This window comes from Marinobacter sp. W-8 (genome assembly GCF_044342215.1).
In the GTDB taxonomy this organism is placed as follows: domain Bacteria; phylum Pseudomonadota; class Gammaproteobacteria; order Pseudomonadales; family Oleiphilaceae; genus Marinobacter; species Marinobacter nauticus.
The window spans coordinates 2,789,507-2,808,657 of sequence record NZ_CP172297.1 but is presented as its reverse complement, the minus strand read 5'-3'; the positions used below and the strand labels follow the sequence as shown (position 1 = coordinate 2,808,657).

Annotated in this window: 19 protein-coding genes; 2 read left to right on the top strand and 17 right to left on the bottom strand. The window is 57.9% G+C overall.

Annotation, left to right across the window (positions count from 1 at the left end; translation table 11 throughout):
- The first annotated feature begins 26 nt into the window (after positions 1-26).
- Complete coding sequence (locus ACF8YQ_RS12960) at positions 27-1,280, top strand: D-amino acid dehydrogenase (protein WP_396621628.1); 1,254 nt, start codon at positions 27-29, stop codon at positions 1,278-1,280.
- Between the two features lie 83 nt (positions 1,281-1,363).
- On the opposite strand, the gene ACF8YQ_RS12955 is transcribed toward ACF8YQ_RS12960, so the two are convergent.
- The 15 genes from ACF8YQ_RS12955 to ACF8YQ_RS12885 form a co-directional block, all read right to left on the bottom strand.
- Positions 1,364-3,010 carry a fatty acid--CoA ligase gene (locus ACF8YQ_RS12955; RefSeq protein ID WP_396621627.1) on the bottom strand — a complete coding sequence of 549 codons (1,647 nt, stop codon included), beginning with the start codon at positions 3,008-3,010 and terminating at the stop codon, positions 1,364-1,366.
- A gap of 63 nt (positions 3,011-3,073) precedes the next feature.
- Positions 3,074-3,355 carry a pyrimidine/purine nucleoside phosphorylase gene (locus ACF8YQ_RS12950; RefSeq protein ID WP_396621626.1) on the bottom strand — a complete coding sequence of 94 codons (282 nt, stop codon included), beginning with the start codon at positions 3,353-3,355 and terminating at the stop codon, positions 3,074-3,076.
- Positions 3,356-3,421: 66 nt separating this feature from the next.
- The gene (mnhG, locus tag ACF8YQ_RS12945) at positions 3,422-3,832 is read right to left on the bottom strand and encodes a monovalent cation/H(+) antiporter subunit G (protein WP_396621625.1); all 411 of its coding nucleotides are present in this window, start codon (positions 3,830-3,832) and stop codon (positions 3,422-3,424) included.
- Positions 3,825-4,097 carry a monovalent cation/H+ antiporter complex subunit F gene (locus ACF8YQ_RS12940; protein WP_011786304.1) on the bottom strand — a complete coding sequence of 91 codons (273 nt, stop codon included), beginning with the start codon at positions 4,095-4,097 and terminating at the stop codon, positions 3,825-3,827. Before ACF8YQ_RS12940 ends, mnhG begins: the two co-directional genes overlap by 8 nt.
- Positions 4,098-4,107: 10 nt before the next feature.
- A complete protein-coding gene (locus ACF8YQ_RS12935) occupies positions 4,108-4,581 on the bottom strand; it encodes a Na+/H+ antiporter subunit E (protein WP_228223820.1) in 474 nt (157 codons plus the stop codon).
- Positions 4,578-6,092, bottom strand: a complete 1,515-nt coding sequence (locus ACF8YQ_RS12930) for a Na+/H+ antiporter subunit D (protein WP_228223821.1) — start codon at positions 6,090-6,092, stop codon at positions 4,578-4,580. The genes ACF8YQ_RS12935 and ACF8YQ_RS12930 overlap by 4 nt, the downstream gene beginning before the upstream one ends.
- A complete protein-coding gene (locus tag ACF8YQ_RS12925) occupies positions 6,089-6,436 on the bottom strand; it encodes a Na+/H+ antiporter subunit C (RefSeq protein WP_228223822.1) in 348 nt (115 codons plus the stop codon). The genes ACF8YQ_RS12930 and ACF8YQ_RS12925 overlap by 4 nt, the downstream gene beginning before the upstream one ends.
- 34 nt (positions 6,437-6,470) lie before the next feature.
- Positions 6,471-6,896 carry a Na+/H+ antiporter subunit B gene (locus tag ACF8YQ_RS12920; protein ID WP_153741007.1) on the bottom strand — a complete coding sequence of 142 codons (426 nt, stop codon included), beginning with the start codon at positions 6,894-6,896 and terminating at the stop codon, positions 6,471-6,473.
- Positions 6,893-9,202, bottom strand: a complete 2,310-nt coding sequence (locus tag ACF8YQ_RS12915; protein WP_396621624.1) for a putative monovalent cation/H+ antiporter subunit A — start codon at positions 9,200-9,202, stop codon at positions 6,893-6,895. Before ACF8YQ_RS12915 ends, ACF8YQ_RS12920 begins: the two co-directional genes overlap by 4 nt.
- A gap of 120 nt (positions 9,203-9,322) precedes the next feature.
- Positions 9,323-9,655 carry a Na+/H+ antiporter subunit G gene (locus ACF8YQ_RS12910; protein ID WP_224849780.1) on the bottom strand — a complete coding sequence of 111 codons (333 nt, stop codon included), beginning with the start codon at positions 9,653-9,655 and terminating at the stop codon, positions 9,323-9,325.
- A 15-nt stretch (positions 9,656-9,670) separates the two neighbouring features.
- The gene (locus ACF8YQ_RS12905; RefSeq protein ID WP_011786297.1) at positions 9,671-9,940 is read right to left on the bottom strand and encodes a K+/H+ antiporter subunit F; all 270 of its coding nucleotides are present in this window, start codon (positions 9,938-9,940) and stop codon (positions 9,671-9,673) included.
- A complete protein-coding gene (locus ACF8YQ_RS12900) occupies positions 9,937-10,425 on the bottom strand; it encodes a Na+/H+ antiporter subunit E (protein ID WP_023009135.1) in 489 nt (162 codons plus the stop codon). Before ACF8YQ_RS12900 ends, ACF8YQ_RS12905 begins: the two co-directional genes overlap by 4 nt.
- Positions 10,425-11,942 (bottom strand): monovalent cation/H+ antiporter subunit D, encoded by a 1,518-nt coding sequence (locus tag ACF8YQ_RS12895; protein WP_396621623.1) that lies wholly within the window; start codon positions 11,940-11,942, stop codon positions 10,425-10,427. The genes ACF8YQ_RS12900 and ACF8YQ_RS12895 overlap by 1 nt, the downstream gene beginning before the upstream one ends.
- On the bottom strand, positions 11,939-12,310 hold the full coding sequence (locus ACF8YQ_RS12890; protein WP_011786294.1) for a Na+/H+ antiporter subunit C: 372 nt from the start codon (positions 12,308-12,310) through the stop codon (positions 11,939-11,941). The genes ACF8YQ_RS12895 and ACF8YQ_RS12890 overlap by 4 nt, the downstream gene beginning before the upstream one ends.
- Complete coding sequence (locus ACF8YQ_RS12885) at positions 12,310-15,111, bottom strand: monovalent cation/H+ antiporter subunit A (protein WP_011786293.1); 2,802 nt, start codon at positions 15,109-15,111, stop codon at positions 12,310-12,312. The genes ACF8YQ_RS12890 and ACF8YQ_RS12885 overlap by 1 nt, the downstream gene beginning before the upstream one ends.
- Before the next feature lie 351 nt (positions 15,112-15,462).
- Here ACF8YQ_RS12885 and ACF8YQ_RS12880 point away from each other — a divergent pair, with 351 nt between their 5' ends.
- Entirely contained in the window at positions 15,463-17,517 is a 2,055-nt protein-coding gene (locus ACF8YQ_RS12880) for an FAD-dependent oxidoreductase (protein ID WP_396621622.1), read from the top strand.
- Between the two features lie 66 nt (positions 17,518-17,583).
- Here the strand turns inward: ACF8YQ_RS12880 and ACF8YQ_RS12875 are convergent, their stop codons facing one another.
- Together ACF8YQ_RS12875 and ACF8YQ_RS12870 are read right to left on the bottom strand one after the other, a co-directional pair.
- A complete protein-coding gene (locus ACF8YQ_RS12875; RefSeq protein WP_011786291.1) occupies positions 17,584-17,748 on the bottom strand; it encodes a hypothetical protein in 165 nt (54 codons plus the stop codon).
- 140 nt (positions 17,749-17,888) lie between these two features.
- A complete protein-coding gene (locus ACF8YQ_RS12870) occupies positions 17,889-18,881 on the bottom strand; it encodes a GlxA family transcriptional regulator (protein ID WP_396621621.1) in 993 nt (330 codons plus the stop codon).
- Positions 18,882-19,151 lie beyond the last annotated feature (270 nt).

The window sequence follows — 19,151 nt, the reverse complement described above, 5'->3', positions numbered from 1 at the left end:
CAGTTGATCAATCAGGGGAGGCAGGCATGCACATAGCGGTACTTGGGGCAGGCGTCGTTGGTATCACCACCGCGTGGTACCTGCAGAAACAGGGGCACCAGGTAACCGTGGTCGACCGACAGAACCAGTCAGGGCTGGAAACCAGCTACGCCAATGGCGGGCAGGTATCGGTGTCCCATGCCGAGCCGTGGGCCAATCCCTCGGCGCCCGTGAAAGTCGCTAAATGGCTGTGCCAGCCGGATGCTCCGCTGTTGTTCCGGCCGCGGCTCGACCTGTACCAGTGGCGCTGGGCGCTGTCGTTCCTGGCCCAGTGTACCTCCGCCAAAGCTGCCCATAACATCCGCCAGATGGTCAATCTCGGCACCTACAGCCGTTCTTGCCTGCAGTCGCTGCGGGAAGAACTGACTCTGGATTATGACCAGTTGGCGAAGGGCATTCTGCATTTCTACACCAATCCTGCCGAGTTTGATGCGGCGCTGGAACCTTCCCGCATCATGCGTGACCTGGGCTGTGACCGTCAGGTTATCGATGCCGGCCGTGCGGTTGAGCTGGAGCCGGCGCTTGAGCCGATCCGTCATCGAATTGCCGGCGCCACTTACACCGCCGATGACGAAAGCGGCGATGCCCGTAAATTCACCCAGGCTCTGGCTGAGAAATGTAAAGAAGCAGGGGTGGCCTTTGAATATGGCACCGAAGTCCTGGGTTTTGATCGGGCGGGTGACCGGATTCTGGGCGTGCTGGCACTGAAAGACGGCAAACACCACACCCTGAGGGCGGACAGCTATGTGTTGAGCCTGGGCAGTTTCAGTGGGGTACTTGCCCGCCAGCTCGGGATGTTCCTGAATATCTATCCGGCCAAGGGCTATTCCATCACCGTACCGGTGAAAAACGAAGAAGCGGCCTTTAACGTCAGCCTGACCGACGACGAATACAAGCTGGTTTACTCGCGCCTGGGGGACCGAATGCGCGTGGCCGGCACGGCAGAGTTGAATGGTTACAGTCGCGACCTGAACTTTACCCGTTGCAGAGCCATTGTCCGCCGGGCTGCGGAAGTGATGCCCGAGGCTGGTTATTGGGACCAGGCTGAGTTCTGGACCGGCCTGCGGCCTGCCACACCCTCCAATGTGCCGTATATCGGCAAAAGCCATTTCAGCAATCTGTACCTGAACACCGGCCACGGCACCCTGGGTTGGACCCACTCCTGTGGGTCGGCGGCCGCCCTGGCGGATATTGTGGCTGGCAAGCGTCCGGAAGTGGACTTCACCTTCTCCGGTCTCTGAGCAGCGGAAGATTCAGGTAACCGCACAAACAAAAACGCCGGCGTCTGTGGCCAGGACGCCGGCGTTTCTGGTTTCTCGGGACCCTAGTCCTTCAACTGATCCCGAATCAGTTTCTTGTTGATCTTGCCGACGCTGGTCTTGGGGATGTCCTCCACAAACCGCATCTGCTCGGGAATCGCCCATTTGTTGATGTCGCCACTGTCGACAAACTGTTGCAGGTGCTGCTTGATATCCTGCTCCGAGATGGATTCTCCGGGCTTCAGGGTGATCAGGGCGTAGGGCCGTTCCCCCCATTTCTCATCGGGCACACCTACCACCGCAGCCCCGGCAACGGCAGGGTGCTGGCTGATCATGTTCTCCAGGTCGAGCGACGACAGCCATTCGCCTCCGGTCTTGATCACATCCTTGATGCGGTCTTTGATGGTCAGCGTGTTGTCCGGCTCCATGGAGGCGACATCACCGGTGTGTAACCAGCCGCCTTCCCACAGTTCCTCGCCTTTGTCCGGCTGTTTGAAGTAGCTCTGGGTCAGCCAGGGGGCCCGGGCGACCACTTCACCTTTGGCTTCGCCATCATGGGGTACCGGTTTGCCATCAGGATCGACAATTTCCAGTTCCACCATGGGCACGGCTTTACCGGTCTTCACCCGGATTGCGGTTTGCTGCTCCAGGGGCAGTTCAAGATCCGCCGGGGAGAGGTGCGTGGTGCTCAGCAGCGGGCAGGTTTCCGACATGCCGTAGCCGGTGAACATCTTGATGCCCAGTTTCGCCCCCGCATCGCACAGGCCTTTGGTCAGGGCGCTGCCACCGATGAGCACATGCCAGTTGCTCAGGTCGGCGGTCTTGATGGACTCGGTGGCCATCATCATCTGCATGATGGTGGGCACGCAGTGGGAGAAGCTGACTTTGTGCTCCTTGAGCAGATCCACCAGCAACTCGGGTTCATAGCGACCGGGATAGACCTGCTTTATTCCCATCATGGTGGCCGCGTAAGGCACGCCCCAGGCGTGAACGTGGAACATGGGCGTAACCGGCATATACACCGAGGATGAACGCAACAGCGGCATTTCGTCGAAATGGGAGATGCTGCCGGCCATGGAAAGCGTATGCAGTACCAGCTGGCGGTGGCTGAAATACACGCCTTTCGGGTTACCGGTGGTGCCGGTGGTGTAGAAAGTGGTGGCGACGCTGTTCTCGTCGAAATCGGGGAAGTCGAAGTGGTCGCTGGCCCCCGCGAGCAGGGCTTCGTACTCGCCGTGGGTGTCGAAAGAGGCGTTGCCCGGCTTGTCGCTGTCGGTCAGTTGAATCCAGGTTTTGACGGTTTTGATCTCGTCTTTCACGCCCTCGATGATGGGCAGGAAGTCATCGTGCACCAGTACCGCGTCGTCTTCGGCGTGGTTCATGGTGTAAACGATCTGCTCCGGCGACAGGCGCACGTTGACCGTGTGCAGTATGGCGCCAATCATCGGAATCGCAAAGAAACACTCAAGGTACCGTGGGGTATCCCAATCCATCACAGCCACGGTATCGCCGGGTTTGATACCGGCGTCTGTCAGGGCATTGGCAAGTCGATGGATGCGTTCGACAAGGTCCTTGTAGGTGTACTTGCGGCGATCGGCGTAAACGATTTCCTGGTCCGGGTTGTAGCGGGGGCCGGACATCAGTAACCGCTTGATCAGGAGCTGGTACTGGTGGGCATTGTCAGCCGGTTCGAGAATTCGGGGTTGAGCCATGTTGTTGTCCTCTTTCTCTGCTTATGTTTGTTGTCACGGTAAGAAAGACGGGCTGAGTGGGGCTTATCCGTAGGTACAGAGATAAGCAGTATCGGCATCCGTTTTTGCTTTGAAGCTTGCTTGCCCCGCTACCTCAAAGCTCTCGCCGGCGCCGAAGGTTTGCCAGTCTTGCTGGCCTGGCAGCCGCACGGTCAGTTCACCGCTGACGACCGTCATGGTTTCTTTTTCTGAGGTGCCGAATTCGTATTCCCCGGCACTGATAACACCGATTGTGGCAGGCAGTGTGCTGGACTGGAAAGCCACTGATTTTACCTTGCCATCGAAGTATTCATTGACTGTCAGCATGTCTGGTATTCCTTGAAATGGTTTGCAGCCTACTATACTGGAAATTCCTGTGCTGCCAATCACAAACTATTGGTTTGAGGTACCTTTTCCAGTTCGGGTTGGCTGCTCGGGCTTTAGCTCCTCAAGCCCGCTATAGAGTTTGTGGGTAACCGGGTCGTATCGTTCCTGCAGCTCATCCTTGATGGTGCCGGCCCAGAGTTTGGTGCCGGTGAAATAACCGGCCCGGCCTATGACATGAGCGGCGATCGGAGCTGTCAGAAAAATGAAGATAACAATGGCAACCGCCCGCGCGGCCACGGTACTGTCCCCGAAATAGAACGCCACGCCACCCATGGTCATCATGGCGCCCAGAGCACCGGCTTTGGTAGTGGCGTGCATGCGGGTAGGGAGGTCGGGCAATCTCAGAACGCCGATGGCGGCCAGTACCATGAAAGCAGCGCCCACCAGGAGCAGTACGGATACCAGTATTTCAATCATTCTTTACGCCTCCCCGCTCGACGAATCTGGCGAAGCCGATGGCTGCCAGAAAGGCAGTCAGAGCGATAACGATGGCAACATCCAGAAAACTGGCCACGCCGGTGTCAATCGCGTGCACTCCAACATAGCCGACCACGATGGAGGCGATCAGCTCCAGTGCGACCACCCGGTCCGGCAGGGATGGCCCCCGGGTGAGCCGAATGAAGGCGAAGAGCAACGCCAGTGACAGCATGAGATAGACAATATTGATCACCACATTCAGCATGACTGGCCTCCTAGCGCGTCACCTTCAGGATTCGGCGTTCGAGTTCTCTCAGGTCGTTTCTGAGCTGCTCTTCGTCGTGAAGAAACATGGCATGGATAAACAGCACCTTTCGATCATCAGAAACGTCCAGGCTCAGGGTCCCGGGTGTGAGAGAGATAACACTGCTGACAAACAGAATTTCCATATCGGTCTCAGCCCGGAGCGGGAACGCGATCACTCCCGGCTTCATGTGCCAGACGGGCGTTGCGATGTCATAGGCGACCCGCAGATTCGACTTCACCAGTTCTTTCAGGAAATACACCAGGAAAGTGGCGAGACGGGGAATCCGGCGGGAATACCCTTTCAACACCGGCACCTGTTTCTGCAGCACCATGAGGGCGACGTAGCCAAAGATAAAACCAGCGAGCAGGTTCATGGCTGTGATACTGCCCGTGAGGGTTACCCACGCGAGCGCCAGCAACAGGTTCCAGAACAGACCGATCATTCAGGCTGCCCTCCCAGAACGGCTGCGATGTAAAGCTGCGGGTTCATCAGCTGTTCGGCGGCGGATTCTGCAAGCATGTATATGGGCTGACCATAGAGGCCGATAATCAGAGTGCACACCGCAAGCGCCACCACCGGGGTGTAGTAGGCCCAACTGCGTTTTTCCCTGATCTCACCATTGAGCCGGCGCACATCAGTAACGTGCTCCGGGACTTTCTTCCAGAACACTTCCGCCCAGATCTTGATCATGGAGTAGAGCGTCAGCAAGCCCACCAGCAGGGCCACCGCTGCGACAAGGTATTCGCTGGATTCCAGTGTGGCACGGACAACAACGAACTTGGCGAAAAAACCGGATAAAGGCGGAATACCGGCCAGCGACAAGGCCGGGATCAGGAACAACAGCGCCAGATAAGGCCGTTGCCGATACACGCCGCCCAGGTCTTTCAGGTCATAACTGCCCAGCAGGCGATAGGTGATGCCGCTCACCAGGAACAGATTCGTTTTAACGATGATGTGGTGCATGATGTAAAACACGCCGCCAATCAGTGCCAGGGGTGTAAACAGCGCCAGCCCCAGCAGCATATAGCCGATCTGGCTGACGATGTGGAAGGATAGAATCCTCCGGAACTCGAACTGCGCGGCAGCGCCGAGCACACCGGTCAGCATGGTTAGAGCGGCCGCCCAGAGCAGGATGGTGTGGGTGTACTCCACATCCTGGGTGAAAATCAGGGTGAATACCCGATAGAGCGCATACACCCCGACTTTGGTCAGCAATCCCGCGAACAGAGCTGAGACCGCGACCTGAGGAGTGTGGTACGAGGCCGGGAGCCAGAAAAACAATGGGAATGCCGCTGCCTTGATACCGAACGACACCATGAACATGAGCGACACCACCGTGATCATGCCTGCATCATCAACCCGGCTTACCTTCTGGGCGATATCCGCCATGTTGAGGGTGCCCACCATGCCGTACAGCAGGCCAACAGCCGACAGGAAGAGGGCCGATGAAAACAGGTTCAGGGTAACGTACTTGATAGCGCCCTCCATCTGGGCTCGCTCGCCGCCAAGGGTGAGCAGGGCGAATGAGGCCAGTAGCATGACCTCAAACCAGACGAAGAGGTTGAAAATATCGCCGGTCAGAAAGGCGCCAGCGACTCCGGCAAGCAACAGGTGCATCAGCGGGTAGTAGCCGAACCTTTCATGCCCCGGAGGCGTTGAAGCCAGAGAATAGATGGCGATGGCGAGCCCGATCATGCCAGTCAGCACAATCATGATGGCGCTTAGGATGTCAGCTACCAGCACAATACTGAACGGTGCCGGCCAGCTGCCCATTTCCACCACCAGGAAACCTTTGTCGATGGTTGAACGCAGCAGCCAGATGCTGGCAACCAGCAAAAGAGCGGTGGCCACCACGGCAACCAGGCGTTGCAGCTGAACCGAGCGCCACAGCGCCAGGGACAGGGCACCGGCGGTCAGGGGGATCAGGATCGGGAGAACAACTTCCAGGCTCAAGTGTCGGTATCCTTCATCTTGTCCAGATCATCGGTGCCTACTACCTCGTAGGCCCGGCGGATCAGAACCACAGCAAAAGCCAGAACACTGAAGGCGATCACAATGGCCGTAAGGATGAGCGCCTGGGGTAACGGATCTGCCACCGTTCCAGACACCTGCTTCGCGCCGTCGGCTATGAGCGGAGGTGCGCCCCGGGTTAGCCCCGACACTACAAAAATCAGCAGGTTTGCCGCGTTACTCAGAATGATCAGGCCAATTACGATTTTCACGATCGAGCGCCTGAGCATCATGTAGATGCTGGCCGCGAAAAGGGTGCCAACCACCAGTGCCATCAGGCTCCCCATCGCAAGGCTCCCCGTTCCAAAAAGTGTGTTCGACTCATCCCTCAACCTCCATCAGACCGATCACGAATGTCATCAGTGTGCCAAGGACCGCCAGATACACGCCAATGTCGAAGACGAGTACGGTCGATAGCTTCAGGTAGCTGTCACCGGGCAGCGGAAGCTCCCACCAGTGGGCAGTCAGCATGGCCTGGCCGGAAAGCAGGGCCGGAATGGTGGAGGCCAGTCCGAACAGCAGGCCGGCTGCCAGGAGATCTTTGGGGTGCACCCTGAGGAGTTTCCGGGTAGCTTGCGCGCCGAAGGAGAAGGCATAGAGGACAAACGCGCTTGCGGCGACCAGGCCGCCGATGAAGCCGCCGCCAGGTTCATCGTGCCCGCGCAGCAGCAGGAAAACCGAGAACATCAGTTGCAGCGGCATGATCGCCAGTGCCGCGGTGTGAAGGATCAGGGTATTGGGTTTCATGACTTGTACTGATCCTCCGCCCTGAGCTTGATCATGGAGTAGATGCCAATTGCTGAAAGGCCCAGTACAAAGATTTCTCCGAGGGTGTCCAGTTGCCGGAAGTCCACCAGAATCACATTGACGATATTCTTGCCAAACGCCAGGGTGTAGCTGTTTTCAACGTAGTAACTGGAAATACTGTCAAAGTACTGAATATCCAGTACCGCCGTCATAATGAGTGTCATCACCACGCCTGCAAACACTGCGACAGACAGGTCCCGGTAACGTTCCCAGGAAGAGGAGAGCTTGGCGAACGGTGGCAACCGAAACAGTACCAGCACCAGCAGGATGACGGTGAGCGTTTCCACCAGCAGTTGGGTGATACCCAGATCCGGGGCACTGAAGTGAATGAAGGTCAGGGCCACACCAAACCCTGCAACCCCCAGCGACGCCACAGAACCAAGGCGGGATCGGGTGACACAGGCAAAAACCGTCGCCGCGACAATCAGCAGCGCGATGCCCCATTCGTAGAAAAAACTGTCGCTGAAGTCGAAATCCAGCTGCAGACCGTGCCGCGTCAGCAGCGTGAAGCCCGTCAGAGAAAACGTGACAAGAACCAGAACCAGTAAATAGGTGCCGAGAACGCCGTTCTGCAGGATTCGTGTCTGCCAGCCAGCAACCTGACTGATCCCTTCCATTAAGCGGAAATAACCGGATTCCGGGCCGAATCGGCTGGCTGCGGTATTCATCGCATACAGGGTTGGCTGAAGTCTGTGCCAGGCCGCCACGAGGAACGAACCAGCCAGGAGACTGAGACCGGAAAGCATCAAGGGAAGGTTAATGCCGTGCCAGAGGGCGAGGGCAGTTTCCACCGGGTAGCCGGAGACTGCTGAAATAGCGGCGTCCAGAACCAGATTTGCGGGCAGAGATGGCATGAAGCCGAAGATCAGGGCGAGCATTGTCAAAACGCCGGGGCCGATCAGCATCGCAAACGGGGCCTCGTGGGGCAGTTTGGGCGTTTTAACAACCGGCCCGAAAAAGGGCTTGATAAACACCAGGCCGGCGACCGCCACCACCAGCATGGCCGAGAGAACGGCGGCCACCAAAAGCCCGGTTTGCCATATTGACGCATGCAACAGCGACTCCAGTAACAGTTCCTTGGCCACGAACCCGAACAGCGGTGGAAGCCCTGCGAGGGATAAGGCCGCAAGTCCGGTAATAACGGCTGTCTTTGGCATGCTGTGCCTCAGGCCACCCATCCGGGTAATGTCTTTGGTGCCGGTTTCGTGGTCCAGTGCGCCGGCGAGCATAAACAAGGCGCCCTTATACAGCGAGTGGGCCACCAGGAAACAGATGAAAGCTGTGATGGCCAGTTCCGTCCCCACGCCGACCAGCATGGTCAGGGTGCCCAGCGCCATCACCGTGGAATAGGCCAGAACCTTTTTCATGCCGGTGCTGCTGTAGGCAAGATAGGCGCCGGTGAGCATAGTGACGGCACCAAACACCAACAGCGAGCCGCTCCAAAGCATGTCTCCGTCCATTGACGGGTTCAGGCGGGCCAGCAGATACACACCCGCCTTCACCATGGTCGCAGAATGCAGGTAGGCCGAAACCGGGGTGGGCGCAGCCATGGCGTTTGGTAGCCAGAAGTGGAAAGGCGCCTGTGCGGATTTGGTAAAGGCGCCAATCAGTATGCAGACTGCTGCCGCGGTGTAATACGGGTGCTCATGAATGGACAGTTCTGACGCCAGAAGGCCCGAGAAGGAGGAATCCCCGGTGATAATAATCAGCAGGATCAGGCCCGCCATCAACACGAGCCCGCCACCTGCGGTTACGAACAGGCCCTGGAGGGCAAACTTGCGCGCGTCGGTATCTTCATGGTTGAAGCCGATCAGCATGTAGGAGGTGATGCTGGTCAGTTCCCAGAACACAAAAAAGGTAATGAGGTTGTCCGAGAGTACCAGCCCGAGCATCGAGGCCATGAACGACAACATGATGACGTAGAACCTTGCCAGGTCTTTGTGGCCTTTAAGATAGGAGCCTGCATAGATCAGAATGAAGGTGCCGATGCCGCTGATCAGAAGGGCGAACACCAGGGACAGGCCATCAACCATGAAGTCCAGGGTAATCCCGAGGCCTGGCATCCAGGGCATTTCAAACAGGAGTTTTTCACCACCACGGATCGCGGGAATCAGGCTGGCGAAGTAGGCGGTGAGGGAGGCGGGTAGCAGAGCCAGTACCCAGCCGATGTAACTGCCTGCCAAACGATATAGCGCCGGTACCGCGACCGCCAGCATAAATCCGGATAGCACAGCCAGTAACATCATGGGAGAGGACTCCTTAAAGACCTGACTTTACGCGTATTGAAATATATCGGTGCCGGTAGCCTCTTGATTTATACGATTGTTTTGAACAAAAGGCTCACTGAGCCCTTGAATGACAAGGGCTCATTGATCCCAGGTCTGACCGCGAGTTTTCTCAGAGGTTCTGACTTCCAGGTGCATGGCGGCCTTTGCCAGGAAGTTAGCGCTGATGGGCGCCGTCATGAACAGGAACGCCGTGATCAGGACTTCCTCGATCCCGATGCCTCGTCCAAGCGTGCTGAAGTAGATCACGGAGCTGATCACGATAGCGCCAACGCCAACCGTGGTGGCTTTGGTAGGGCCGTGTAGCCGGGTGTAGAAATCCGGCAGTCGAGCCAGACCAATGGCACCGATGAGAGTAAAAACGCCACCGATAATCAGCATGGCGGAAATGGCGTATTCAGCGAAGGTGCTCATAGGGTGTCCTCCGGGTTATTCAATGACGCTGCCGCGCTTGAGGTATTTGGCCATGGCGACGGTTCCAACAAATCCCATAACCGCAATCAGCAGCGCAGACTCAAGGTACATGCGGGTTTTAAGCGTGATGCCCAACAGAATGATCAATGCGATGGCGTTAATGTAGAGGGTGTCCAGCGCCAGTATCCGGTCCGGCGCATCCGGGCCCTTGATCAGGCGGTACACGTTCAGCAAGGCGGCCAGCGTGACCATGGCAATGGTGATGTAGAGCGCGGTTAGCATCATTGGAACATCTCCAGCAAAGGCTTTTCGTACCGGTTCCGGATAGTGTCGATGACTTCCTGCTCGTCCTCGGCGTCCAGGGCATGAATCAGCAGCAGTGTGTTGTCATCGCTCACATCCGCGCTAACGGTGCCCGGCGTCAGGGAAATGGTGCTGGCGAGAATGCTGATAGCCAGCGGATCCTTGAGTTCCAGGGTGTAGCAGATGAACATCGGGCGTGGTTCGCGAGGGCTCAGTATCAGCCTTGCCACATCAACGCTGGCGACCACAATGTCCCACAGAACCCGCAACAGGTAGGCAGGTGTCTTCCAGGCCTTGAGCAAGGTGGGTGGATCTGGCCAGAAACCCTGGGTCATCAGGGGGATTATCCAGGCCAGGATCAGCCCAAGAACAATACTGCCGCCACTGATGCCGTCACTCAGAAATTGCCACATGACGAACAGGGTCAGGCTCAGCCAGGGGTGGGGAAACCTCAGTCGATCAAGCATCAGTTATCCTCCCCGACCATAGGCATCTGCAGGATTTCGATATAGGCACTGTTATTGTGTAGCTGTTCGGCCGTTGCATCGGTATAGCGTGTTATTGGACCGGCAAACACGACCAGGACGATCGCCAGTGCGGTGAGCGCGCCAGCTGCCACAGAAATCCGACCATTCAATGGGTCCGGCTTTTCCAGGTGGCCGTCGACGGTTCGCCAGAAAACAATACTGCCGGCCCGACTGTAGGCAATGATTGTGAGGAAGCTGCCAACCAGCAGCACTGACCAGAGCCAGGCCATTTCGAAACCGGGCTCAACGGACTGTAGAATCAGCAGCTTGCCAATGAAGCCGCTGAGCGGAGGCAACCCGGCGGCGGCAACGGCACCGATCAGAAACAGCACGCTCAGGAAGGTGCGGTTATGCATTCTGGGCGCGGTGATGATGCGATCATTCGCGCTGCCGCGCTGGTTGGCTATCAGTTCCGATACAAGGAACAGGCCGCCGACGGTCCAGGTCGTGCTGAGCATATAGAACAAGGCGGCAGACAAGCCGGCTTCGGAGCCCAGAGAGATGGGAGCCAGCAGGGTGCCCACGGATATGATTACCTGCCAGGCCACAAGCGTCTTCAGGCTACCAGAGCCCAGAGCGCCTATGACGCCCATGGCCAGGGTGGCCAGAGCGATCGGGAACAGCCAATCCATGCCGAGATTGGCAAGCTCACCGGCTTCGTCGCCAAACACCAGCGGGTATACCCGCAGGATGGCGTAGATGCCCACCTTGGTCATGACCGCAAACAGAGCCGCAACGGGCGCCGTGGCTTTGGAGTAGGCACGGGGCAGCCAGAAACACAGCGGCAGAATGGCGGCCTTCAGGCCAAAGACTACCAGCAGCATCATGCCGCCGGCCTTGACGATATTCAGGCTTTCACCGGTTACCTGGGGAACCTTGACCGCAAGGTCTGCCATATTCAGGGTGCCGGTGACGCTGTAGATCATGCCCACACTGATCAGGAAGATCGCCGAGCCGATCAGGTTGAGAACCACGTAGTGGAGGCCAGGTACAGTCCTTATGGTGCCTCCACCATGCATCAGCAAGCCGTAGGAGGCGATCAGAAGCACCTCGAAGGCAACGAAAAGGTTGAACAGGTCACCGGTCAGGAAGGCGATGTTGAGGCCCATCAACTGGAACAGGAACAGCGCGTGGAACTGTCGGTTACCCTCATCGGCGCCGCCGATGGCATAGAGGTGACAGAACAGGGCCAGAACAGAGGTCATGACCAGCATCAGCGCGGCCAGCCGGTCCAGAACCAGGACAATCCCGAACGGCGGCTGCCAGTTGCCAAAAGCATAAATGCGGTAACTGCCGTCGTTTGCCAGCACCAGAAGGACTATGGCCGAGACCAGGATCAGCACGGTGGTTGCCAGTGCCAGGGTTCGGCGCAGAGTGATGGGGGCATAGCCCATCAGTGCCTGCAGAATGCCGCCAAGCAGAGGAATCAGAATCGGAGCGGTAAGCCAATGGTTCATTTACCGGTTACCTCCTCGTCTTCCTGCTCCGGTGCTGGCGATTTATAGGGTTGTTTGCCATCAACATGGTCATCTTCGTTATCCGCAAGGTTTCGTAGCGACATCACCACCACAAAGGCTGTCATGGCGAAGCCAATCACGATGGCCGTTAAAACCAGCGCCTGCGGCAGTGGGTCGGCATAGCTTTCCGCAGTGCCGATAATCGGTTGCTTGCCGGTAGCCAGCCGGCCAGTGGAGAACAGGAAAAGGTTTACCCCGTAAGACAGGAGTGTCAGGCCAACCACCACGGGGAACGTGCGCGCCCGCAGCAGCAGATAAACGCCGGAGGCGGTCAGGGCACCAATCACCAATGCATAGACAAGTTCCATTACGCGCCCTCCCTCTTACTCTTGATGGCCGAATGCGGCGATATGCGGCCAATGGTCACCAGCGCCAACAGGGTGGCCCCGATTACCGTGAGATAAACACCCAGGTCGAAGACCAGTGCTGAGGCTACCTCGAACTTGCCGACTACCGGCCAGGTGATATAGCCGAATGTTGAGGTCAGGAACGGATAGCCGAAGGCCAGGCTGGCCGCGCCGGCAATGGTTGCGAACAACAGGCCCAGGCCAATGACGTTGTGATATTTGAACGGAATCCGGTCCTGGGTCCAGTTCAGGCCACTGGCAATGTACTGGAGGATCAGGGCTATCGAGGTGATCAGACCCGCGATAAATCCGCCGCCGGGCAGGTTGTGGCCACGCAGGAAGATGAATGCCGACACCATCAGGGACAGCGGCAACAGTGGCCGGGCAATCAAGCGCAGCATTAACGGGTAGGCATCCCGTGACCAGGCATGGCCTTCGCCATCACTGGGTGGTGGCGTCAGCGGCGTATTTTTCAGCAGCGCGTAAATGCCCAGGGCAGCAATCGCCAGAACCGTGATTTCGCCCAGGGTATCAAAGCCCCGGAAGTCCACCAGGATGACGTTGACCACGTTGGTGCCGCCACCGCCCGGTTTGCTGTTCTCAAGGAAGAAATCGGAAATCGAACTGAACGGTTGCGTCAACATGGCCAGGGTAACCAGAGTCATACCAATACCGGCAATACCCGCGATAGCGATATCCCGGAAGCGACGTTTCAGTGGGGTTTCCACGGGTGTCCAGCCAGGCATGTAGTAGAGCGCCAGCATGAGCAGAACAATGGTCACCACTTCCACCGACAACTGGGTCATGGCCAGGTCGGGCGCCGAGAAGCGGGCAAACGCCAGTGCAACGATCAGGCCCACCACGCTCAGCACAACCAGCGCGTAAAATCGCTGCCGGTGCACGGCCGCCGTCAACAGGGCACAAATGATCAGTACGCCTGCGGCAATGGCCGTGGGCCAGTCCACAGGGCTCAGGCCGGTCTCACCAATGAAGATACCCAGATCCAGCAGTGGCATGGCAGCGACTGCCAGCACGCTGACCACAAGCAGCATGCCGTATCTTTGCAGAGAGCCGTTCTCGATTCTTGCCGTAAAGCCGTTCGCCAGGTCGACGATCCGCAGTACGATCGCTTCGAATACGGCCTTCTCGTCGATTTCCTTGAAGCGCGCGTGGAAATCAAAGAATTTCTGGCGCTGGCTATACATGATCAAACCGCCAAAGAAAGCCGCAAAACTCATGATCAGTGGTAGGTTAAACCCGTGGATAACCGCCAGTTGATAATCCGGTACCTCGCCGCCAAGGGTGGCGTGGGCGGCAGCGTAGAGCAGAGGCCCGACCGATACCGCCGGGAACATGCCTACCATGATGCAGGCGAAGACCAGGATCTCCACCGGGATTTTCATGTACCGGGGCGGTTCGTGGGGCGGGTAGATGGGCAGATTGACGGGCTTGCCGTTAAAGAACACGTCGTGAATAAAACGTGCGGAATAGGCGACCGCAAAAATACCGGCCAGCGTGGCGACGATCGGCGGCAGCCAGGCCCAGATGCCGGGCAGATTCAGTTGCAGGGACTCGGCAAAGAACATTTCCTTGCTCAGGAAGCCGTTCAGCAGCGGAACCCCGGCCATGGATGACGCGGCCACCATGGCCAGAGTGGCCGTATGGGGCATGTATCGCCACAGGCCGTTAATCCGGCGCATGTCCCGGGTACCGGTTTCGTGGTCGATAATACCGGCGGCCATGAACAGTGAGGCCTTGAAGGTGGCATGGTTGATGACGTGGAATACCGCTGCCACCGCCGCCAGCTCGGTACCCATACCGAACAGCAGCGTGATCAGGCCCAGGTGGCTGACGGTGGAGTGCGCCAGCAGCCCTTTCAGGTCATGCTTGAACATGGCCACGTAGGCGCCAATCAGCAAAGTTGCCATGCCGGTAAAACTGACCATGTAGAACCATTGTTCCGTACCAGCCAATGCCGGGTACAAACGCGCCATCAGGAAAATACCGGCCTTGACCATGGTGGCGGAGTGCAGGTAGGCCGAAACCGGCGTTGGCGCCTGCATGGCATGGGGTAGCCAGAAATGGAACGGGAACTGGGCAGACTTGGTAAAGGCGCCCAGCAGTACCAGCGTCAGGGCGACGGGGTACATGGCGTGGGCTTTGATAACATCGCCGGCCGCCAGCACATCGTCCAGTTCAAAGCTGCCGACAATGTTGCCGATGATCAGAATGCCCGCGAGCAACGCCAGCCCACCGCCACCGGTCACCGCCAGCGCCATGCGGGCGCCACGACGAGCGTCCTGTTTGTGGTTCCAGAAACTGATGAGCAGGAACGAGGTGAGACTGGTCAGTTCCCAGAAAATCATCATCAGCAAGAGATTGCTGGAGAGTACGATGCCCAGCATGGAGCCTTTAAAACAGAGCAGCAGCGCGTAAAACTTCCCGATATTCTCGGCCGGCTTCAGGTAATAGCGGGCATAGAGAATGATCAGCACGCCAATAATCAGAATCAGCAGTGCGAACAGCAGAGACAGTCCATCGAGGCGGAAGCTGAAGGAAATGCCGATCGCCGGTAACCACTCCCAGGATTGCAGGACGGTGCCACCGTTGGCCAGTGTTTCCCAGTGCGGAAACAGGGCAGCCAGGGCAATAAGCGCCGGAACAGAAGAGGCAATCGCAATTGCTGTTCGCCCTCCAAGGGCAAACAGCGGGGCAGCTATAGCCCCCAGAAATGGCAGAAATACAACCAGCGGTAGCGACATCGCAACCTCGTTATCGGTGTTCTTTTACATGAGTACCAAAGGCGTGTTTGCCTGAGTCTAGTCTCCGACCAGCCACCGTGCACGATGAGCATCGGGATCGGGTCGGCATGGATCGGGTGGATTCAGCAGGAAACAGGCGGGTCCGGGAAATACGGAAGGCGTCCCCGATGCCGCGCGATGTCAGCGGTAACGGGTGGGCGGGTGATTCTAATGCAGCCGAAGGACCTTGCGGTCATGGTTGCTCCGTCAGTCAAACTTGAAATGCGATGATACGTGGCCCGTCGGTCAGGTCAAGTCAACTTGCCATTGATCAAGTGTATACTCCCGATAAATATTCGATGAGAGTGCGCCATGACCAACGCCTATCCCAACCTGCTGAAACCGCTTGATCTGGGGTTCACTGAGCTCAAGAACCGGGTGCTGATGGGGTCGATGCATACCGGCCTCGAAGACCGTTTCTGGAATATCCACAAGTTCGCCCGGTATTTTGCCGAACGGGCGGAAGGTGGCGTCGGGCTCATGGTAACCGGTGGCTTTTCTCCCAACCTGGTGGGGCAGCTGGCCCCGCTGGCGTCTACGATGAATAACCGTGCGACTGCTTTGCTGCATCGTCATGTGACCGGGGCCGTACATGAAGCGGGCGGAAAAATCTGCCTGCAATTGCTGCACGCCGGTCGTTATGGTTATCAGCCGCTGATTGTGTCGGCCTCGGCCACCAAGGCACCGATCAGTCCGTTCAAGGCCAGAGCCCTCTCAACAAAAGGTGTGGAACGGCAGATCAATGACTTCGTGAATGCCGCCAAGCTGGCTAAATTCGCCGGCTACGACGGCGTTGAGGTGATGGGCTCCGAAGGTTATTTTATCAACCAGTTCCTGTGTGAACGCACCAACAAGCGAACCGACAAGTGGGGTGGGCCCTACGAAAACCGAATGCGCTTGCCGGTGGAGATCGTTCGCCGCATGCGTGAGGCGGTCGGGCCGGAATTCATCATTATTTACCGCCTGTCCATGCTGGATCTGGTGGAAGGCGGCCAGACCTGGGAGCAGATCGTCACTCTGGGCAAGGCTATCGAGAAAGCCGGTGCGACCATTATCAACACGGGTATTGGCTGGCATGAGGCCCGCGTCCCCACCATCGTGACCTCGGTACCCCGCGGCGGCTTTGCGGATGTGACAGCCAAGTTCTATGGCGAGGTGGACATCCCGGTATGTACCACCAACCGTATCAATACGCCTGAAAAAGGCGAGGAAATCCTTGCTGCCGGTAAGGCAGACATGGTGTCCATGGCTCGTCCGCTGCTGGCCGACAGCGAGTTTGTCCGCAAGGCGGAACAGGGGCGCGGCGACGAGATCAATACCTGTATCGCCTGCAACCAGGCGTGTCTGGACCATGTGTTCCAGGCCAAGCGCGCCTCCTGTCTGGTAAACCCCCGGGCCTGTCACGAGACTGAACTGGTGCTCACGGTTGCGCCTGTGGTTCGACGCGTAGCAGTGGTTGGCGCCGGGCCCGCTGGATTGGCGGCAGCCACCACGGCAGCAAAACGGGGGCACAAGGTGACCCTGTTTGAAGCTGACGACAAAATTGGCGGCCAGTTCAATTACGCCAAACGCATTCCGGGCAAGGAAGAGTTCTACGAAACCCTGCGTTATTTTCAGCGTCAGATTGATTTGCTGGAAATCGACCTGCGGCTCGGAACCCGTGTGGGGGCCGACGAGCTGATCGAACAGGGCTTTGACGACGTGATCATCGCCACCGGCGTCAAACCACGAACACCGAAGATTGAAGGCATCGACCACCCGAAAGTGCTCGGGTACCTGGATGTACTACGCCACAACAAACCGGTGGGCAAGTCGGTTGCTGTGATCGGGGCGGGTGGTATCGGTTTTGATGTCAGTGAATTCCTGACTCACGACTTTGGCAAACACCCGGAAGGCGAACAGGTGAGTGTTGCTGAATGGCAGGCGGAATGGGGGGTGAATCCCACGTTTGAGGGCCCCGGTGGCCTGGCTGAACTGGCGCAGACCCCATCGCCCCGCAAGATCTATCTGATGCAGCGTAAAACCGGCAAAGTCGGCGGCGGCCTGGGCAAAACCTCAGGCTGGGTGCACCGAAGCAGCCTCAAGCATCGGGACGTCGAAATGCTCCGGGGTTGCCGTTACGACCGAATCGACGATCAAGGCCTGCATATTACCCTGACCGACAAGGACGGAAAGACCGGCGAGACCAGAGTTCTGCCCGTGGACAACGTGATCATCTGCGCGGGACAGGAAAGCTATCGGGAACTGTTCGACCAGCTTGCGGATAAAGGCGTGAAAGCGCACCTCATTGGCGGTGCTGATGTGGCGGAAGAGCTGGATGCCAAAAGGGCCATCCGTCAGGGAACCGAAATTGCGGCAGCCATCTAAAAAGTGACCGGCTACGTCATCAGTTGACCGGAAGTGGCGTTCGATAGCTGTTGTCTGGATAAATGGCTATCGAACGGTTTTCAGGGCATTGGAAATCGCCTCTGCTTCTGCCTCCAACACCTGGCAACGCAGGCTGTTACCCTGCTGACTGGCCTGCGCGAGCTGCTTGCGCTTCATATCGTACAGCCGGTTAAGTACATCGGCCCGGCTCTGCTTCAACGGTGCGTTCATGGAAACGACCTCCCCCGAAGGGTTAATACTGTCAAGATTATTTACGTACAGCGGCAAAAAATCGCCTACAAGACAGTTTGATGCATAACCCGCGCCACAGAAACGCGACCAAAGACTGAATTGTGACCCGTGACTCTGTACTATCGGCCGAACTTCGCCCGATAGGCACCCGGCGAAAGCCCCGTATGCCGACGAAACAGCCGGCTGAACGAACTCACATCCTCGTACCCGACCGCCCGGGTGACCGACTCAAGCCCTCCCGTTGAGGATTCGAGTAGCCTGCGAGCTTCCTCCACCCGAAGCAGCTGCAGATAGGTGGAGGGTGAATCCCCCGTCGCTTGCCGGAACCGTCGCAACAGCGACCGCTCAGATAACCCGGCGACGCTGGAAAGCTCTGGCAATGAAACCGGCTCTCTGAAATGCGCCTCCAGCCAATCCTGAACCTGGTGAACCACCTTGTCTGAATGGTATCGCTTGGCCTGCAGCACGCTATAGGGAGCCTGGCTCGTGCGCCCGGCGTCAATCACAAACGCCTTCGCCAACTCCCTGGCCACCTGCGCACCTGCCAGCCGCTCAACTAGATACACCCCCAGATCCCACCAGGCCATACCACCCCCGGCGCAGGCCACAGGGCCATCAACCGTGACCAGCTTGTCGGCATGGAGATTTACAGCCGGAAACTGCCGTCTGAACTGTTCACCAAACCCCCAGTGTGTGGTGGCCTCCCGACCGTCCAGTAACCCCGCCGCCGCCAATAAAAACGCGCCGGTACAGTTACTGGCCACCCGAACATCGCCGGGCGTCGCGGCCTCAAACCTTGAAAGCCACTGAATCAGGAGAGGGTTGGTTTGCAGAACTTCATCAATGGGCGCACCAATGGTCGGAATAATCAGCAGGTCATCGGCACCCAGTTTGTCAATATCCTGCCAGGAATCATCCGCCAACAGGGTCACGCCATTGATGCATCGGCAGGGCTCGCCATCCTCGGTCAGCAGCCGGGTTCTGAACCATGCCGTCGGCTGCTCGCCATGAATTCGGGCCCAGGTCACCCCGGCCAGGCGAAACAGGTCGATCATACCGGTGATAGCACTGGCCAGAGCTCCGTTGAAGCCGATGATGGTGACGGTTTTCAATGCAGGAATGCTCCGTGGTTGTGTGAAGCTTGATCAGCCGATGCTGAAGTAGGCGGGAGGTGTGGGGGAGCTTTCAGGGAGTGTGCGCAGCAGGGAAGCTGCGCTCAAGCCCCCATGGATGGGTTCACGGCGTCTCCCGGAAAGCTCCCCCACACCTCCTGCCGGGCGTCAGTCACCACTAGGTGGTGGCGGATTCAACCAAGAATAAGTCAGAAATGACAATTCCAACAACCATAGCCGTTATGAGACGCTATGGCCAATCAATAGGAG

Bases quoted from the DNA above. Each gene is read 5' to 3' on its own strand.
- ACF8YQ_RS12960 (WP_396621628.1), top strand. From the start codon at position 27: ATGCACATAGCGGTACTTGGGGCAGGCGTCGTTGGTATCACCACCGCG.
- ACF8YQ_RS12955 (WP_396621627.1), bottom strand. From the start codon at position 3,010: ATGGCTCAACCCCGAATTCTCGAACCGGCTGACAATGCCCACCAGTAC.
- ACF8YQ_RS12950 (WP_396621626.1), bottom strand. From the start codon at position 3,355: ATGCTGACAGTCAATGAATACTTCGATGGCAAGGTAAAATCAGTGGCT.
- mnhG (WP_396621625.1), bottom strand. From the start codon at position 3,832: ATGATTGAAATACTGGTATCCGTACTGCTCCTGGTGGGCGCTGCTTTC.
- ACF8YQ_RS12940 (WP_011786304.1), bottom strand. From the start codon at position 4,097: ATGCTGAATGTGGTGATCAATATTGTCTATCTCATGCTGTCACTGGCG.
- ACF8YQ_RS12935 (WP_228223820.1), bottom strand. From the start codon at position 4,581: ATGATCGGTCTGTTCTGGAACCTGTTGCTGGCGCTCGCGTGGGTAACC.
- ACF8YQ_RS12925 (WP_228223822.1), bottom strand. From the start codon at position 6,436: ATGGGGAGCCTGATGGCACTGGTGGTTGGCACCCTTTTCGCGGCCAGC.
- ACF8YQ_RS12920 (WP_153741007.1), bottom strand. From the start codon at position 6,896: ATGAAACCCAATACCCTGATCCTTCACACCGCGGCACTGGCGATCATG.
- ACF8YQ_RS12915 (WP_396621624.1), bottom strand. From the start codon at position 9,202: ATGATGTTACTGGCTGTGCTATCCGGATTTATGCTGGCGGTCGCGGTA.
- ACF8YQ_RS12910 (WP_224849780.1), bottom strand. From the start codon at position 9,655: ATGAGCACCTTCGCTGAATACGCCATTTCCGCCATGCTGATTATCGGT.
- ACF8YQ_RS12905 (WP_011786297.1), bottom strand. From the start codon at position 9,940: ATGATGCTAACCGCGCTCTACATCACCATTGCCATGGTCACGCTGGCC.
- ACF8YQ_RS12900 (WP_023009135.1), bottom strand. From the start codon at position 10,425: ATGCTTGATCGACTGAGGTTTCCCCACCCCTGGCTGAGCCTGACCCTG.
- ACF8YQ_RS12895 (WP_396621623.1), bottom strand. From the start codon at position 11,942: ATGAACCATTGGCTTACCGCTCCGATTCTGATTCCTCTGCTTGGCGGC.
- ACF8YQ_RS12890 (WP_011786294.1), bottom strand. From the start codon at position 12,310: ATGGAACTTGTCTATGCATTGGTGATTGGTGCCCTGACCGCCTCCGGC.
- ACF8YQ_RS12885 (WP_011786293.1), bottom strand. From the start codon at position 15,111: ATGTCGCTACCGCTGGTTGTATTTCTGCCATTTCTGGGGGCTATAGCT.
- ACF8YQ_RS12880 (WP_396621622.1), top strand. From the start codon at position 15,463: ATGACCAACGCCTATCCCAACCTGCTGAAACCGCTTGATCTGGGGTTC.
- ACF8YQ_RS12875 (WP_011786291.1), bottom strand. From the start codon at position 17,748: ATGAACGCACCGTTGAAGCAGAGCCGGGCCGATGTACTTAACCGGCTG.